11 protein-coding genes and 1 riboswitch are annotated in these 15,699 nt (G+C 74.3%); of the genes, 9 read left to right on the forward strand and 2 right to left on the reverse strand.

Going from position 1 to position 15,699, the window contains the following annotated elements:
• Window positions 1–31: 31 nt before the first annotated feature.
• A complete protein-coding gene (locus PATMI_RS34015; protein WP_051471127.1) occupies window positions 32–2,086 on the reverse strand; it encodes an MFS transporter in 2,055 nt (684 codons plus the stop codon).
• An 83-nt stretch (window positions 2,087–2,169) separates the two neighbouring features.
• Between PATMI_RS34015 and PATMI_RS27915 the strand changes: the two genes are divergently transcribed.
• The 3 genes from PATMI_RS27915 to PATMI_RS27920 all read left to right on the forward strand — a co-directional run bounded on the left by PATMI_RS27915 (window position 2,170) and on the right by PATMI_RS27920 (window position 4,667).
• On the forward strand, window positions 2,170–3,417 hold the full coding sequence (locus PATMI_RS27915) for a GNAT family N-acetyltransferase (RefSeq protein WP_051471128.1): 1,248 nt from the start codon (window positions 2,170–2,172) through the stop codon (window positions 3,415–3,417).
• Window positions 3,418–3,512: 95 nt separating this feature from the next.
• Window positions 3,513–3,586: riboswitch (cobalamin riboswitch) on the forward strand.
• Between the two features lie 52 nt (window positions 3,587–3,638).
• A complete protein-coding gene (locus PATMI_RS0106355) occupies window positions 3,639–3,866 on the forward strand; it encodes a CbtB domain-containing protein (RefSeq protein ID WP_026910272.1) in 228 nt (75 codons plus the stop codon).
• A gap of 18 nt (window positions 3,867–3,884) precedes the next feature.
• A complete protein-coding gene (locus PATMI_RS27920; protein WP_036725357.1) occupies window positions 3,885–4,667 on the forward strand; it encodes a CbtA family protein in 783 nt (260 codons plus the stop codon).
• A 105-nt stretch (window positions 4,668–4,772) separates the two neighbouring features.
• Here PATMI_RS27920 and PATMI_RS27925 read toward each other — a convergent pair whose 3' ends face one another.
• Window positions 4,773–5,333 (reverse strand): TetR/AcrR family transcriptional regulator, encoded by a 561-nt coding sequence (locus tag PATMI_RS27925; RefSeq protein WP_051471129.1) that lies wholly within the window; start codon window positions 5,331–5,333, stop codon window positions 4,773–4,775.
• A gap of 360 nt (window positions 5,334–5,693) precedes the next feature.
• Between PATMI_RS27925 and PATMI_RS0106370 the strand changes: the two genes are divergently transcribed.
• The 6 genes from PATMI_RS0106370 to PATMI_RS27940 form a co-directional block, all read left to right on the forward strand.
• Complete coding sequence (locus tag PATMI_RS0106370) at window positions 5,694–8,054, forward strand: FUSC family protein (RefSeq protein WP_157260644.1); 2,361 nt, start codon at window positions 5,694–5,696, stop codon at window positions 8,052–8,054.
• Window positions 8,055–8,203: 149 nt separating this feature from the next.
• Window positions 8,204–9,988 carry an NAD-binding protein gene (locus tag PATMI_RS27930; RefSeq protein WP_051471130.1) on the forward strand — a complete coding sequence of 595 codons (1,785 nt, stop codon included), beginning with the start codon at window positions 8,204–8,206 and terminating at the stop codon, window positions 9,986–9,988.
• Window positions 9,989–10,115: 127 nt separating this feature from the next.
• Window positions 10,116–10,400, forward strand: a complete 285-nt coding sequence (locus tag PATMI_RS0106380) for a hypothetical protein (protein WP_157260645.1) — start codon at window positions 10,116–10,118, stop codon at window positions 10,398–10,400.
• The gene (locus PATMI_RS27935) at window positions 10,378–10,788 is read left to right on the forward strand and encodes a PIN domain-containing protein (protein WP_084269733.1); all 411 of its coding nucleotides are present in this window, start codon (window positions 10,378–10,380) and stop codon (window positions 10,786–10,788) included. The genes PATMI_RS0106380 and PATMI_RS27935 overlap by 23 nt, the downstream gene beginning before the upstream one ends.
• Before the next feature lie 302 nt (window positions 10,789–11,090).
• Complete coding sequence (locus PATMI_RS0106390; RefSeq protein ID WP_026910275.1) at window positions 11,091–12,188, forward strand: ribonucleotide-diphosphate reductase subunit beta; 1,098 nt, start codon at window positions 11,091–11,093, stop codon at window positions 12,186–12,188.
• A gap of 24 nt (window positions 12,189–12,212) precedes the next feature.
• Window positions 12,213–15,699: ribonucleoside-diphosphate reductase subunit alpha (locus PATMI_RS27940; protein ID WP_051471132.1), on the forward strand; the 3,487-nt coding region annotated here is incomplete at its 3' end.

Below are 15,699 nucleotides of genomic sequence, written 5' to 3' on the forward strand. Positions count from 1 at the left end.
CCGGCGCCGCCGGGAGGGCGCCGGACCCGGGTCAGGAGCCCGGGAGGATGCTCTTGAGGATCTTCGTGATGGCGCCGTCGCCGCCCCCGCCGCCGAGGGCCCCGGAGACGAGCTTCCCGATCTCGGTCTGCGGGTCGACCCCGTGGGCCTTCCGGTACGCCCTGGACCGCGGCTCGTCGCCGAGGGCGAGGACGAGCTCCTCGCGCGACGAGCCGAACTTGCACGCGGCGCTGTCGAGTGCGCCGAGCGCCGAGTCCTGGACGAAGCCGTCGAGCCCGCCGTAGTTCGGCAGCTGCCGCTTGGCCTTGCACGGGTCCTGGATCGCGATCGTCGTGGGCTCCTCGTCCTTCGAGACCTTGATCTGCCCGGCGGCGAGCGCGAGGCCGGCGGCGCCGAGGACGGCCACGACCGTGAGTCGCCTGATGGCCAGCGGCACGACGAGCAGCGCCGCCAGGAGCGCCAGCACGCCCGTGAGCAGGAACGCCCCGTGGAAGGTCTGCGTGATGCCCACGACCAGCGCCTCGTCCGACGGCTCCGCGAGCTTCGCGTAGGTCGCCCGGTCCTGGGCGTTCTTGTCGAACTTCGGGGCCTGCGCCGCGAGGATCTCCTGCAGGGAGCTGCGGGGGTCGTTGATGTCGACCTTGTCGAGCGCCGAGCCCAGGTCCTTGACCTTCGGCTCCGGCGGCAGCTTCGCGTCGAGGACGATCGACGTCACCTGCTCCTGCACGTGCTCGATCGTCCGGTCGAGCTTCGGGGTGATGATGAGGGCCAGGAGCACGAGCGCCACGGTGATGCCGATGTGGCGGAGCGCCAGGAGCTGCGCCGCCTGCCCGGGGGTGCGCTCCGGGAGCAGCTCGCCGGCCAGTGCGGGGAGCGCCATGCCCATCCCGAGCCCCGAGAGGACCTGGGGCAGCACGACCCAGCCGGCGCCGACGGTCGGGACGGCCGCGAGCGCCAGGATCCCGGCCCCGATCAGCGCGCACCCGAGCGACGAGCGGATCCACGGGTCGCCCGGGATCCGCGACCCCGCCAGCGCGGCGATCGGCAGCAGCGTCACGCCCACGGCGGCCTTCAGCGGGCGCACGTCCCAGCCGATCACGAGCAGCAGCACGAGGAGGAAGACGACGGCGGTCAGCGCGGCCGAGACGAGCGCGAGCGCCACGCCGGCACGGGCGCCGTCGAGCGTCGGACGGCCGAGCCCCGGCCGGGCCTCGGGCACCGGCGGCGCCTCGCGCAGCGGCGCACCGTCGGGCGGCAGCGGGGCGGCGCCGCGGGCCGGGTCGATCAGGGTCGGGTCGGGATCCGCGCCGTGCACGCGGGTCGGGTCGTCGTGCCCGGAGGGCCGGGCGGTCGATCGCGGCGGGCGCGGGGCGGGCAGCGGCCAGGAGCCCGCGGGCGGGGCGTCGGAGGAGCCGGGGGCCGACGCGGCGGCGCTCGCCGGCGGTGCGGTCCGGGACCCCGGTGCCGACACGTGGCCCGTGTCGCCGGTCGCCGTCGGATCCGGGTCGGCCGCCGGTCGCGGCACGAGGAACGCCGCCGCGGCGAGGACCCCGAACGGCGCCTGGGCGAGGAAGATCGCCCGCCAGTCGAACGCCTCGGTGAGCGCGCCGCCGAGCGCCGGGCCGATCGCGGTGCCGAAGATCGCCGCGGCGACCCACAGTCCGGCGGGGCGCAGCGACCCGTCGGCGGAGGTCCTCGTCCGCCCGCGGGACAGCACCTCGTACGCGGCGAGCAGCCCGAACGCGGCGCCGACGGCCTGGAGGGCACGCGAGACGAGCAGCCCGACGAGCCCGTCGGAGACGCCGCACATGACCGACGCCACGGCGAAGAGGAGCATCCCGAGCGCGCCGACGGCGGCGCTGCCCAGCCAGCGGCGCGCCGGCACCGCGGCGAGCACGGCCGCCGCGAGGACCACCGTGTAGACGCCGATGACGCCGGCGAGCCCGAGGATCGTCGTGTCGAAGCGGTCGAAGAGCTCCGGCAGCGCCAGCGTGACGACCGAGGCGTCGGCGAGCGCGAGGGCGGCGCCGACCGCGATCGGGAGCCGCGAGAGGGAAGCGAGAGCGGAGGGGCGCGCGGCGGCCATCGCCGGAGTGTGACGCCCGGTGCAGCGGCGCGGGGAGGCGGGTCCCGGCCCGACCCCGTCGACGGGCCCGGTACGGTGGCGCGATGCGGACGGGGGCGACGGTGCGGGCGGCGACCGCGGAGGACTTCGACGCCCTCCACGACGTCGTCGACATCGCCTTCCACCGCGGATCGCCGGAGCGCCGGCGACTGCGGATGCGGGCGCTGCAGGACGAGGGCCTCGGGCTCGTCGCCGTCGACGGGGACCGGATCGTCGGGACGACCGGTGCCTGGTCGTGGGACCTCGGCGTGCCCGGCGGGACGCTCCCGGTCGCGGCGATCACGATCGTCACGGTCCTGCCGACGCACCGGCGCCGCGGCATCCTGCGGGCGCTGATGGAGCGGGCGACCGCCGACGCCCGGGACCGGGGCGAGCCGCTCGCCGCGCTGTGGGCCTCCGAGGGCGGGATCTACGGGCGCTTCGGCTACGGGCCGGCGACCTGGGTCCGGGAGGGCCGGGCGCAGCTGCGGGGCGGTCTGGGGCTCCGTCCCCCGACGACGGGCCCGGAGGCCGACCTGCCGCTCCGACTGCTCACGGCGGAGGAGGCGCACCCCGTCGTCGCGCCGGTCTTCGAGCGCGCCCGCGCCCGTCGCGGCGGCCTGCTGTCGCGGGACGGGACGTGGTGGACGGTGCGCCTGCTGGCGGACGAGCCGGAGGACCGCGGCGGCGCGAGCCCGCTGCGCGTGGTCGTCGCCGGCGACGACGGCTACGCGCTCTACCGGGTGCGGGAGGGCGCGACGACCGGGCCGGTGAGCGCCTGGACGACGGTCGAGGTCGCCGAGCTCGTCGCGGTGACGCCCGCCGCGGAGCGTGCGCTCCTGGCCTTCCTGTCGTCCATCGACCTCGCCGACGAGCTGGTCCTGGACGCGCGGCCGGTCGACGACCCGCTGCTGCACACCACGGCCGACGTCCGGGCGATCGTCCCGGGCACCCCGGCCGACGCGCTCTGGCTGCGGATCCTCGACGTCCCCGCGGCCGTCGCCGGTCGCTCGTGGGCCGCCGACGTCGACCTCGTCCTCGAGGTGCTGCACCCCGAGGACCCGGTCGTCGCCGGCCGGTGGCGGCTGCGCGGGACCAGCGGTGCGCCGGGTGCCGTGGTCGCCGCACGGACGGACGGTCCCGCCGACCTCGTCCTGCACGCCCGCGACCTGGGCTCGTTGTACCTCGGCGGCGCGACCGCGACCGGGCTGCGCGACGCGGGCGCGATCAACGAGGCGACGGCGGGCACCGCGGTCGCCCTGGACGCCGCGCTGCGCGTCGAGCGGGCGCCATGGACGGCCGGCGTCTTCTGAGCCGGTCACGTCGGCCGGGGCGTCCAGGGGTTTCCTCCCGGAGTGTCCGGGCCCCCGGCAGGCCGGTATGATCCGCCGACCCGCAGGGCTGTGGGGAGGAAGCCGGTGAGAACCCGGCACGGTCGCGCCACTGTGACCGGGACCACCGCGTCCCGGGAGTCAGAGACTCCGACGCCCTGCCTCACCCCGTCGGGACGCGAGATCCCGAGAAGGACACGCACATGGCCACACCAAGCTCCGCCCTCGACACCACGCAGCCGACCACCGTCCCGGTCCCGGTCGTCTCGCTCAAGGGCCTCCTGCCGTACTGGATCTTCGCCGGCATCGTGCTGATGCTCGCGATCTACTTCGTCGGCGCCGAGGAGGGCGCGACGTCGATGATCTCCGGCATGGGCGTGCACGAGTTCGTGCACGACGCGCGCCACCTCCTCGGCTTCCCCTGCCACTAGCCGCAGCGGAGTCCGCTCATGATGCGCACCCTGCTCGTGCGCGGGATGCTGGTCGGCGTCGTCGCCGGCCTCCTCGCGTTCCTCTGGGCCCACTTCGTCGGTGAGCCGCCCGTCCGGGCGGCGATCGGCGTCGAGGAGGCCACCGCCGCCAAGGAGGCCGCGGCGGCCGGCACCAAGGTCGCCGAGGAGGCCCCGCTCGTCTCCCGCGACACCCAGGAGACCTGGGGCCTCGGCACCGGCGTGATCATCTTCTCCGTCGCCATCGGCGGGTTCCTCGCGATGGTCTTCGCGATCGTCTACGGCCGCGTCAGCAAGCTCCGCGCCCGGGCGACCGTCGCCGCGATCTGCGGTCTCGGCTTCCTCGCGATCTCCCTCGTGCCGCTGACGAAGTACCCGGCCAATCCGCCGGCCGTCGGTTCGGGCGACACGATCTCCGAGCGCACCGAGTGGTTCTTCGTGCTGATCGTGATCGCGCTGTTCGCGGTCGTGGCGGCCGTCCGGCTCGGCAAGCAGCTCAGCGAGCGGTGGGGCGCGGCCAACGCGACCTTCGCCGCCGGCCTCCTGTTCGTCGTCCTGATCGCGGTCGCGCACCTCGCGCTGCCGAACGAGAACGAGGTCAAGGCCGGCTTCCCGCCGCAGATCCTCTGGGACTTCCGCCTGGCGAACCTCGGCACGCAGGCGATCCTCTGGGCGTCGCTCGCGTTCGGCTTCGGCATCGCGGCCGAGCACGCGATCGAGGGCAAGCCCGCCTGGTGGCGCCGCGACGCCGCCGACAAGTCCTCGGCGGCGACGACCACCTGAGGTCCGCGTCGGTCCGCGGGCGCCCCGAGGGGGCCGCGCGGACCGACCGCACCGGAGGATCCCGACGAGGGCGCCGCGAGGCGCCCTCGGTCGTCCCGGGCCCCGCTACTCGAGCCCGAGGGCGAGCCGCGCCAGGCGCCACGCCCGGCGGCGGTCGGCCTCGGCCACGTCCGGGCGCACGACGGTGCTGAGCATCAGGAGCTGGATCCGGACGTCCTCCGGCTCCAGGTCCGCGCGGGCGAGGCCCGCCTCCTGCGCCCGGGCGAGCGGCTCGCGCAGCACCGCGATGATCCGGCCGCGCCGCTCGAGCACCGCGCTGCCGAGCTCGCCGCGCGACGGGAACAGGTCGTAGAGCGCCAGGTTGTCGGTCTGCACGCGCAGCGCCGCGCGGAACAGCAGCTCGAACGACCCGGCGTCCGGCGGGAGCGCGGCCGCGGCGGCCTCGATCTCGGCGACCACGCCGTCCAGCAGCGCGTCGTGGAGGTGCTCCCGGGTGGGGAAGTGGCGGTACAGCGTGGCCCGCCCGACGCCCGCCTCGCGCGAGATGTCGTCGTAGGAGACGTCGAGCCCGCGCTGCGCGAACAGCGCCCGCGCGGTGGTCAGCAGGGCCTCGCGGTTGGCGACGGCGTCCGCGCGGCGACGGGTGGGGTGGTCGACGGAGCCCACGCACCCAGGCTACGGGTCGCGGCCACGGTGGTCCGTGCCGACGGCCACGGCCCCGACGACCCGCCCGACGCCGGGTGCGCCGACGAGGCCCGCGCCCGGAGGCTCGTGGCGGCGGGCGCGAGACGCGCTATCCTAAGTGAGACTCACTGTCCGTTTGTCTTCTTCGTCCGTCGCCCCGTGCTCGCTCCCACACCGCCCTCCTCCCGCCCCTCCGGTCCGCTCGCGAACGGGGGGCCGCCCGTCGGCACCGTCGCACCGGCGACGCACGTCGTCGCGCCGGCCGGCGTCGCGGGGCCGTCGGCCTCGGGCGATCACCGGGGTCCGCGGCCCTCGCGACTGCGGGCGTGGCGGGACGTCGTCGTGGCGTCCGACCCGGGACTCGGGCGGCTCACCTCGGCGGTCCAGCTCGTGATCGCGCTGACGGTGACGATCGCGATCGTCCACGTCTTCATGCAGGTCACCCACGTGATGTGGGTCGACACGCCGACCGGGGCGGCGGCCACCCCGCAGGCCCTGGCCGCGGCCGAGGCGCAGCACCGCGGGGTCACGCTCCTGGCGACCCTGCTCGGCGGCCTGATCGCGATGATGAGCGTCTTCGCGGTGATGGACCGCACCCCGCGCGAGCAGGCGGTGACGATGGCCCTGATGCCCGTGCCGATGCTGGCGACGCTGGCGCTGTCGGTCGAGCTCGCGCCGCACCGCACCGTCGGCATCGTGGTCCTGGCGCTCGTCATCGGTGCCGGGACGTACGCACGGAAGTTCATCCCGCGGTTCGGACCTCGCGCGTTCCTCTACGGCGCGATGTTGTTCGTCGGCTACCTCTTCGGGTTCCTCTCGGGCGGCGGGGTGCAGGAGGACCAGATCGGCTGGTTCGCCCTGGTGCTCTGGCTCGCGGTCGCGATCAACCTCGTCCTGAAGCTCGCCGTCGACGGGCCGCTCGACCGGGGGCGCCTCGGCCGCATCGCCCGCGCGTTCCGGGCGCGGTGCCGCGGCGTCGCCTCGGCCGGCGTGGCGCTGCTCGACGCCACGACCCCGCGCGACCGCCGGCGCGCGTCGAAGCTGCTCGACCGCCGCCTGACCCGCCTGAACGAGACCGCGCTCGTGATCGACGGGACGATCGCCGACCCCACGGGCCGGGACCTCGGGTCGGCGGCGTTCCACGCCCACGACGAGCTGTTCCGCCTCGAGCTCGTCGTCCAGAACCTCGGCCGCGCGGTCGAGCGGTTCTCCGCCTGCGACCCGCTGCCCGAGCACCGCGAGGAGGTCCGCGGCTGGATCGCGGCGCTCGCCGCCGGGCGGCCCGAGCTCGCGGCCGCGGCGGCCGCGGGGTTCCTCGAGCGCGAGACCGCGGCACCGTCGCCGCTGCTCGAGGCGGTCCCCGGCGAGGTCGCCGACCGGCTCCACCACCTCGCCCGCCTGGTGACCGCCACCGCCCGGGCCGTGGAGACCTGGCCGCGGCACCACGGCACCGTCGGCGAGCCGCCGCGGACCGCGGCGCCCTTCGAGTCGTCGGTCACCCTGATCTTCGGCGACCTGCCGGGCTCCGCGCTCGTCGGGGCACAGGCCGCGACGCCGGACGAGGGGCGGCGCAGCATCGCCGGGCGCCTGCGCCTCGATCCGCCGGCGCAGCTCGCGATCCGGGTGATGCTGGCCGTCGGCGCGGCCGCCGTGGTCGGCTCGATGCTCTCCGAGCGGCGGTTCTACTGGGCCGTGATCGCGGTCTTCATCGCCTTCATGGGCGCGAACACGTCCGGCGAGCAGATCACGAAGGGCCTCAACCGCGTCGCCGGCACGGTGCTCGGGATCCTCGTCGGCTCGGTGCTCGCCCACGCCGTCGGCCACAGCTCGTGGGCGGTCGTCGTGATCGTCGCGGCGCTCGGCCTCGGGATCTACTGGATGAAGGTGAGCTACGCCCTCTTCGTCGTCGGCATCACGATCGCCGTGTCGCAGCTCTACGAGCAGCTCGGCGAGTACAGCAACCACCTCCTCGTGCTCCGGCTGGAGGAGACCGCGATCGGCGCCGTGATCGCCGCGGTCGCGGCCGTCGTGATCTTCCCCGTGAACACCCGGCGGGCGGCGACGTTCGCGGCCCGCGGGCACCTCGACGCGCTCGCCGACCTGCTCGACGGCCTGGGGGAGCGGGCCGGTGCGGCCGACGGACGGCCTTCCGGGCCGGTCACGGGCCACGCGGCCGTGGCGGGCGCCGAGCTGTCCGGCGCCGCGCCGGTCGCCGACGGAACGCGTCTCTCGAGCGCCGCCCGGGCCCTCGACCACGCTGCGAACCAGCTGTTCGCGACCACCCGGCCGCTGCGGCTGACACCGTTCCGCCGTGATCGCCTGGAACACAACGCGGCGCTGTTCGCGCAGACCGCGCACCAGGCCCGGAACCTCGTCTCGTCGCTCGACGCCGGCGCGGCGACCGACCCGCGGGTGGCCGCGGAGGTCCGTCGGGCGACCGACACGCTGGCCGCCACGATCCGCACGCTGTCGGTGGGGCTCGGCGACGGCGAGCCCGACGGCCGCCCGCGCCGTCTGGACGCCGAGCGGATCGCCGGCCTCGACCGCGTGCTGGCCGCCGAGGGCGCGCCGACGGACGACCTCGCTCGCGTGCTGCTCCGCCGGGTCGACCGCTTCGACGAGACCGTCGCCGAGCTGACGGGCAACCTCACGAGCCGGCGGACGGACCGCCGGCGCGCACCGGTGGCGGTCCCGGCCACCTGAGGCGCAGCGGCGGGTGGCGTCCCGTCCGTCCGCTGGAGGGACGACGTGGCGCGTCGACGGTCGTCGCGCCACCGGGGCGCCGCGCGCGGTCCGCGCTCTGGACCGCGGGCGCGCTCCGGCCGCCCGGTCCCGGAGTACCGTCGTCGGTCGTGACGCCGCCCGCCGATCCCGAGCCGCCGGAGCGTCGCCGCGGCCACGTCGTCGTCTGCGGGACGGACGACGTCGCGCTGCGGACGATCGAGCAGCTGCGGGGCATCGGGGTCGAGGTCGTGGTCGTCGACGAGCACAGCCCGGAGGCCACCCGGGCCACGCTCGACCGGCTCGGCGTCGCCTGGCAGCAGCGCGGCCCGGACACCGCCCAGGCCCTCCGCGACGCCGGGCTCGAGCACGCCCGCGCCGTGATCTGCACCGAGGACAGCGACCTCCACACGCTCGGGACCGCGCTGCTCGTGCGCGACCTGCGGCCCGACGTCCGCGTCGTCGTCCACCTCGACAACCCGTCGGTCGGACGCGCCCTGGAGGACGAGACCGGCCGCGGCAGCGTCGTCGACATCGCGGGCCTCTTCGCCCCGACGGTGATCGAGGGGTGCCTCGGGCGGCGAGGGCACGAGCTCGACCTCGACGGGGACCGCGTCCTGGCGGTCGAGGTCGACGTCGAGACCGCGGGGACGCTGCGCGACCTCTACGGCGACCTCGCCCCGATCGGCGTGGCGCAGGACGGGGAGCTCGTCGTGAACCCCGGCCGCGACCTGCGGGTCGGGCCGGGCGATCGCGTGACGCTCGTGGGCTCGCGGGAGGAGCTCCTCGGTGGCGGCGTGATCGCGCGCGCCACCGCCGGCGACCTCGCCGAGGACGCCGCGCGCCGGGTCCGCGAGCGCCTCGTGTCCGTGTTCCGGCTGGCGGGGCGCTACACCGACGGCGCCGTCCGCCGGCTGCTCCTGGCGGGCGTCGTCCTGCTGCCGGTCGTCGCGCTGATCCTCCACCTGGCGTACCGCACCGCGGACGGCGGGCACCCGTCGTACCTCGAGGGGCTGTACTTCGCGCTCGAGACGTCCGCGACCGTCGGCTACGGCGACTTCTCGTTCGGCGACCAGACGGCCGGGGTCCAGGTCCTCGGCATCGTGATGATCGCCGTGGGGACGACGCTCGTCAGCCTGCTCTTCGCGATGGTCACGAACGTCCTCGTCTCGCGCCGGATCGAGCAGTCGCTGGGCCGCGCGACCGTCCGCGGGGTCCGCGGCCACGTCGTGATCATCGGCCTCGGGTCGATCGGGATGCGCGTGCTGGAGGGCCTCATCGAGCTCGAGGTCCCGGTCGTCGTGATCGAGCGGGACCCCGACCACCCGGAGCTCCAGGAGGCCCGGCGGCTCGGTGCGTCCGTGGTGGGCGGCGACGCGACGCGCGACCGGACGCTCGCGGCGGCGGCGCTCGACGACGCGTCGGCCGTGGCGGTCCTGACGAGCGACGACCTGACGAACGTGGAGGCCGGCCTGGCCGTGCGCGACCGCCTGCGCAGCCGGGGCCGCGACGCGGTCCCGGTCGTCCTCAGGATGTCCGACAGCGCGCTCGGGCAGCGGCTCCAGCGCACGTTCGGGTTCCGGCAGGTCTGGTCGACGTCGACGTTCGCCGCCCCGTGGTTCGTCGGCGCGGCCCTCGGGCTCCGCGTCCTCTCGACCTTCTACGTCGGCGGCACCCCGTACCTCCTCACGCGCATCCGCATCGACGCGGGCAGCGCGTTCGACGGCCGCGAGATGCGCGACATCGTCAGCCGCTCCCGGGTCCTCGCCATCCGTCGCCCGGACGACCCCGCGGTCCTGCACCGGCCCCGCCGCGTGACGACGTTCCAGGCCGGCGACGAGGCCTACGCGGTCGGCCCGCCGGAGGAGCTCCTGCGCTTCATGCGCTCGCAGCAGCGGGACGCGGGCGGGGACTGAGTCGAGCTCCTCGGAGTCGTTCGGTCGGCCGGGCGGTGCCGACGTGCCGAAGGGGACGCAGCGCTGCGTCGGTCTCGGCACGCTCCGGCGGTGGACCGGGCACACCGGGTCGATGCATCCTCACGACATGACCGTCGAGGGCCCGGAAGCGGCAGGTATGATCTGCGATATGACCACCGTGCGACGGACCGTGACGCTCGACGAGCGGACCGCCGCCGAGGTCGAGCGCCTCGTGCCCAAGGGCGGGTTCTCGCGCTTCGTGAACGAGGCGCTCGAGGAGCGGCTGCGCAGAGAGGCGCTGACGGAGCTCGTACGGCGCGACCGTGAGGAACGTGGGCCGATCGATCCCGTCGTCGCGGCGCAGGTCGACGCCGAACTGGACGCGCTCGATGCCCTCGACCCGCGCGCGTGACCGTGGGGCTCCGGGCGGTCTGACGCTCGATGCCGGAGCATTGATCGCCTACGAGCGGGGCGTCACCAGGATCCGGCGAATCGTTGAGCGGGCGCTCGCAGACGGGCGCACCATCACGATCCCGGCGGCGATCGTCGCGCAGGCTTGGCGGGACCCTCGTCGGTGGAGGCTCACGACCCTGCTCGCCGGCTGTCGCATCGAGCCCGTCGACGACGCCCTCGCCCGCCGGGCGGGTGAGCTGCAGGCCCGGTGCGGCACGGACGACGCGCTGGACGCGCTCGTCGCGGTGAGCGCCGCCGATCGTGGGGACGTCATCGTCACGTCCGACCCCGGCGATCTGCAGCGGTTGGCCGACGGGCTCGGTGGCGTTTGCGTGCTCGCAGTCTGACCGTCACGGGGCCCCTTGCAGGCACTTCTCCAGGCCCCGTGCGTTCCGTCCGCGGGCGGTCGTAGGTTCAGCGAGCCCTCCCCACAGGGGGTGCGCAGGACCCAGCGAAGTCCGGTCCATCCCGGCACTGTCCCGCAGCGGTAACGCCCTCCCGACCACCTCACGGTGGCGGCGGGGGACGAGTCCGATCGCCTGGCCCCGCGCCGCAGTGACGCCCTCGGAAGAAGGGCGGACGCGGACGATCCCCGGCCCGGCCGGGGACGACCTGGTCTCCCTTCCTCCGCCCGACCCCGGAGGACCGCATGCAGGAGACCTACACGATCGGCGACCGATCGTTCGTGCTGGACCAGGTCAAGGCCGAGGCCGCCCTCGCGGCCAAGCGCGTGGTCGGCGGCCGGGAGACCATGACCTTCAACCTGGCGCCGCTGCGCTACGGCTGGGCGTACGAGCTGTACCGCACGATGAAGGCCAACCACTGGGAGCCCGAGGACGTCCCGATGGGCCGCGACGTCGAGCAGTGGCGCGAGAACGGCTCGAATGCGGTCCTGTCCGACGTGGACCGCTGGATCGTCCGGATGGCCGTCGGATACTTCTCCGCGGCGGAGGGGATCGTCGGGGACAACGTCATCCACGTCGTCCGCGAGCTCGTCACCGCGTCGGAGCTGAAGCTCGTCCTCGGCCGGCACGCGCACGAGGAGAACATCCACGCGGACTCGCTGCTCTACATGCTCTCGACGCTCGGGATCGACCCGCACGAGTGCGAGGCGATGTTCACCGACATCCCGTCGATCCACGCGAAGAACGCCTTCGTGACCGGCGCGTCCCGGGCGATGCGCCGCGACCTCGACATGACGCGGACCGACCACAAGCAGGAGCTCGCGAAGAACGTCTTCCTGTTCGGCCAGTGCATGGAGGGGACCCAGTTCTACGGCCTCTTCGGCATGATCCTCGCGCTCTACCGCCAGGGGAAGCTGCCCGGCATCGGGACGATGTTCCGCTACACCCTGCGGGACGAGAGCAACCACATCGAGCTCTTCCGGAAGCTCCTGCTCGAGCTCGTCGCGGAGAACCCCGACGTCTGGACGGCGGAGTTCCGGGAGTCGCTGCGCGACCTCATGCGCGAGGCCGTCCTGCTCGAGAAGCGGTTCATCGCCGACTGCCTGCCGGTCTCCGCCGTCGGCCTGTCGCAGGACGAGTTCGCCGGCTACATCGACTACATCGCCGACCGCCGCCTCACCGGCTGCGGCCTCCGGCCCCTCCACGACGAGCCCGTGGAGAACCCGCTGCCCTGGCTGGCCGAGCTGATGGACGTCCGCAAGGAGCAGAACTTCTTCGAGGGCCGCGTCACCGAGTACCAGAAGAGCTCGTCCCTGGCCGCCGTCTCCGACGACGAGCTCTAGTCCCCGTCTCCCAGGACCACCACCATGCTGATCGACTTCGACGAGATCCTCCGCGACCTGGAGCTCAAGCGCGCCGCCGCGCTCCCCGCCGCCGACCGGCCGCGGATCGACCTGACCGCGGCCCTGCAGGGCCTGCCCGAGCCCACGGTGCGCGTGCGCCGGCCGGACGGCACCGGCGACGAGGCCCTGACCACCGCTCGCGTCGGTGGTCTCGCGGCCGACGCGCTGGTCACGCTCGCGCTTGCGGCGGGCACGACCCACGAGGTCGACGCGCCCGCCGTCCGCTCGCTCGTCCGGCGCGTGACCGCCGACGTGCTGGATCGCCTCGCAGCCCTCTCCCCGTCGCCGCGCGAGGCCGCCGCGGGGGAGGAGCGGGCGATCGACCTGCTGGCCCCCGCCGCCCCGGCCACCCCGACCGTCGTCGGGCCCGCGGACCCGTCGATCCTCGTCGAGGCCGCGTTCATCGGGGCCGGCGCGTACGACGCGGCGAAGGCGCTCGTGATCGGCCGGGCCGGTACGGCGCGGACCACCGACGGGTCGCTCGGTGGCCCGCCGCCCGCCCCGGGTCACTCGACGGGCGGTGTGGCCGGAAGCACGACGGCCGCAGGTCCGCCGTCCTTCGCCGGCGGCGCCCGCCGCCCCGCCGGCGGCGCGAGCTCCACGTCCGCCGGCCGCGAGGGCGGCCTGCGCCTGATCCGCCGCTCCGGCGACGTCGTCGCCTGGGACGCCCTGAAGATCGAGGACGCCGTCCGCCGCGCGTTCCTCTCGCTCCACGCCGATCCGGCTCCGGCGACCACGATCGCCGGCCGGGTCACCGAGCGCGCCGCCGGCCTCGGGCTCGCCTACGTCCCGATCGAGACGGTCCAGGACGTCGTCCAGGAGGAGCTCGTCCTCGCCGGATGGATGCGCGTCGCGGAGCGCTTCATCGTCTACCGCGCCGAGCGCGCGATCCTCCGCGCCCGCGGCGAGCTCGACGCCGGCGCCGCGGACGGCGGGCAGCTCGCCGCGCTCTCGATCGTCGAGGACGACGGCTCGGAGTCGTTCTGGGACGGCCACGACCTCGCCGAGCGCATCCGCTTCGCCGCCATCGGCCTGAACCTCGACCTCGACCACCATGAACTCGACGTCGAGCTTCGGCGCTCGGTCACCGCCGGCATCTCGCGGTCGGATCTGCGTCGCCTGGTGGTCCTGAACGCGAAGTCTCTGGTCGAGCGTGACTCCGACCTCTCGCGCTTCGCGGCCCGGATCCTCCTGACCTACGTCTACGAGGAGACGCTCGACTGGCGGATCGATCGCGAGGGCGTCGCCGGCCTCCAGGCGGCCCACTCCCGGGCCCTCCGACCCGCGCTGCAGCATGGCGTCGCGATCGGACGGATCAGCGAGGCGCTCTTGGACTACGACCTGGACCGCCTGGCGGGCAAGCTCGATCCCACGGCGGACCTCGACTTCGACTTCCTCGGGATCCAGACGCTCTTCGACCGCTACCTGACGGTCGACAAGACCGGCGACCGCCCGCGGCGGATCGAGGCGCCGCAGCTCTTCTGGATGCGCGTGGCGATGGGCGTCTGCCTGGCGGAGCCGGATCCGGGTCGGCCCGTCGTCGCCTCCGGTGACGCGCAGGCCACCCTCGGCAGCGCCGCGGTGGCGACGCACACCGCCGATGGGTTGCCGGTCCCGGCGCGGGAGGACCGCGTCCTCGACCTTTACGGGGTCTACAAGGACCGCCGGTTCTGCTCGTCGACGCCGACCCTCTTCAACGCCGGGACTCCCCACTCCCAGCTGAGCTCCTGCTACCTCTACACCGTCGAGGACACGCTCGAGTCGATCGTCCAGCGCGGCATCGCCGACAACGCGATGTGCTCGAAGTGGGCCGGCGGCCTCGGCGGCTCGTGGACCCAGGTCCGCGGCACCGGGTCGTTCATCAACGGCACCAACGGCGAGTCGCAGGGCGTCGTGCCGTTCCTGAAGCTCCACAACGACCAGCTCGTCGCCGTCAACCAGGGCGGCAAGCGGGCCGGCTCCGGCTGCGCGTACCTGGAGGTCTGGCACAACGACATCCGCGACTTCCTCGAGCTGCGCAAGAACACCGGCGACGAGCGCCGGCGCACGCACGACATGGACACGGCCAACTGGATCCCGGACCTGTTCATGAAGCGCGTCGAGGCCCGGGAGACCTGGACGCTGTTCCGGTCCTCCGACGTCCCGGACCTCCACGAGCACTACGGCGCGGCGTTCGAGGCCCGCTACGTGGCCCACGAGGAGCGTGCGAAGCGGGGCGAGATCCACGGCGAGTCGGTCCCCGCGATCGAGCTGTGGAAGCTCATGCTCAAGGCGCTGTTCGAGACCGGGCACCCCTGGATCACGTTCAAGGACCCGTGCAACGTCCGCTCGCCGCAGGACCACGCGGGCGTCGTGCACTCGTCGAACCTCTGCACCGAGATCACGCTGAACACGTCGGTCGAGGAGACCGCGGTCTGCAACCTCGGCTCGATCGTCATCGACCAGCACCTGACGGCCGAGGGCGAGATCGACCACGTGAAGCTCCGGGAGACCGTCCGGATCGCCGTGCGCGCGCTCGACGACGTGATCGACGTGAACTTCTACCCGACGACCGCTGCGCGGACGGCGAACGACCGCCACCGCCCGGTCGGCCTCGGCGTGATGGGCCTGCAGTACGCGCTCTACAAGAAGGGGATCGCGTTCGGGTCCGACGCGGCGGTCGAGTTCAGCGACGAGATGATGGAGGCGATCGCCTTCCACGCCTACGAGGCCTCGAGCGACCTCGCCGCCGAGCGCGGCACGTACCGGAGCTACGCGGGCTCCAAGTGGGACCGCGGCCTGCTGCCCCAGGACACGGTCGACCTCCTCGAGCAGGAGCGCGGCCTGGAGATCCCGGTCCCGCGCGGCGGAAGGCTCGACTGGGCCCCGGTGCGGGAGAAGATCGCCCGGCAGGGGATGCGGAACTCCAACGTGCTGGCGATCGCCCCGACGGCGACGATCGCGAACATCGTCGGCACCTCGCCGTGCATCGAGCCGATGTACAAGAACCTCTTCGCGAAGTCGAACCTGTCGGGCGACTTCACGATCCTCAACCCGTACCTCGTGCGGGACCTGAAGGCCGCGGGCCTCTGGACCGAGGACGTCGCCGGGCGGATCAAGTTCCACGACGGCGACCTGACCGAGGTCCCGGGCATCCCGGCGGAGATCGTCGAGCGCTACCGCACGGCCTTCCAGATCCCGACGGAGTACCTGATCGACGCCGCCGCGCGCCGGCAGAAGTGGATCGACCAGTCGCAGTCGCTGAACCTGTTCCTCAGCTCGCCGGACATGAAGGCGATGAGCCACATGTACCGCCGCGCCTGGCGGATGGGCCTGAAGACGACCTACTACCTGCGCACGCTGGGGGCCTCGTCGATCGAGAAGTCCTCGGTGACGGCGCAGGCGGGGGCGACGCCGCCGGTGGGGGCGACGCCGCCGGTGGGGGCGGCGGGGCCGGTGGGGGCGGCGGGGC

It is taken from the genome of Patulibacter minatonensis DSM 18081, from assembly GCF_000519325.1.
Classification (GTDB): domain Bacteria; phylum Actinomycetota; class Thermoleophilia; order Solirubrobacterales; family Solirubrobacteraceae; genus Patulibacter; species Patulibacter minatonensis.

Bases quoted from the DNA above. Each gene is read 5' to 3' on its own strand.
- PATMI_RS27935 (WP_084269733.1), top strand. From the start codon at position 10,378: ATGCCCTCGACCCGCGCGCGTGACCGTGGGGCTCCGGGCGGTCTGACG.
- PATMI_RS27920 (WP_036725357.1), top strand. From the start codon at position 3,885: ATGATGCGCACCCTGCTCGTGCGCGGGATGCTGGTCGGCGTCGTCGCC.
- PATMI_RS34015 (WP_051471127.1), bottom strand. From the start codon at position 2,086: ATGGCCGCCGCGCGCCCCTCCGCTCTCGCTTCCCTCTCGCGGCTCCCG.
- PATMI_RS0106390 (WP_026910275.1), top strand. From the start codon at position 11,091: ATGCAGGAGACCTACACGATCGGCGACCGATCGTTCGTGCTGGACCAG.
- PATMI_RS0106380 (WP_157260645.1), top strand. From the start codon at position 10,116: ATGACCGTCGAGGGCCCGGAAGCGGCAGGTATGATCTGCGATATGACC.
- PATMI_RS0106355 (WP_026910272.1), top strand. From the start codon at position 3,639: ATGGCCACACCAAGCTCCGCCCTCGACACCACGCAGCCGACCACCGTC.
- PATMI_RS27915 (WP_051471128.1), top strand. From the start codon at position 2,170: ATGCGGACGGGGGCGACGGTGCGGGCGGCGACCGCGGAGGACTTCGAC.